Below are 940 nucleotides of genomic sequence, written 5' to 3' on the forward strand. Positions count from 1 at the left end.
TGCGTAAGAAAGCAGCCTGGGGAAATCAGACTTTAAGCACTATTTTGGCTCAAGGTTTTTAGATGGGACAGCCGTGGACGAGACCTTTTCTGATTATAATAATCCAGAAGGGTTTGAAGAAGATGGAATTTTTGCTAGTAAGGTAATCCTTGATGTTGGCAATAAAGCTCGCGCAGAATTAAAAGAGCAATTCGATGAATTTTTAAAATTTACTTACACTGTAGATCAACAACAACAACCTGCTGGTATTGTTTATTATAAAAAGGGTCAAGATAATCAAAATGACCAAATCTTGGTTGCATTTCATGGGACTGAAAATGTTAGTGATATCATGACAGATCTAAAGGCATCGAAAATCAAGGCAACTCTACACGGAAGTGTCAATGGGAGCCGAGTGCATAATGGGTTTTATCAAAGGTATTCTCAGGGTAGGAATGATTTTCTGGAACTGTTGAATCAATATATTCATCAAGCACAAACAAGAAATAAGGCAGTAGATATACTTGTTACAGGCCACAGTTTGGGTGGAGCGCTTGCATCTTTAGCTGCTATAGATTTAATAGGTGATATTAAGGTAAAGAATTTAGAGGCAACGGCTAAAGTCAAGTTAATTACTTTTAACTCTCCAAGAGTTTTTGATAATGATAGTGCAGAAAAGGTTAATGAAATTTTAGGTGATAATGCATTGAGATTGTGGAGAAAGGGCGATCCTGTATCAGCTGTTCCTATGGGAAGTTTAGGGTATAAGCATGTTGGAAAGTCTCTAAAGATGAGTCAAATATATGAAGGAAGTAATTTGGCAAGTAATCATTCACTAGATTTAATGAAGGATGATGCTCTGTCTCGAACGGAAATCTTTCCAATGTGTTACGTCCAACTTTATATGGCTCTTAACTGCTGTTTTTGTCTCGCACTGAATGCGTAGTTTCAGCGCTCCTTA

At 37.2% G+C, this 940-nt stretch carries 1 protein-coding gene; it reads left to right on the forward strand.

Annotated features, from left to right (window positions below):
* Positions 1-73 precede the first annotated feature (73 nt).
* Positions 74-925, forward strand: a complete 852-nt coding sequence (locus ACTS4L_RS11335) for a lipase family protein (protein WP_440618026.1) — start codon at positions 74-76, stop codon at positions 923-925.
* The last annotated feature ends 15 nt before the right edge of the window (positions 926-940 follow it).

Origin of the sequence: Cysteiniphilum sp. 19S12-1, assembly GCF_052030685.1 — a bacterium.
GTDB lineage: Bacteria > Pseudomonadota > Gammaproteobacteria > Francisellales > Francisellaceae > Caedibacter.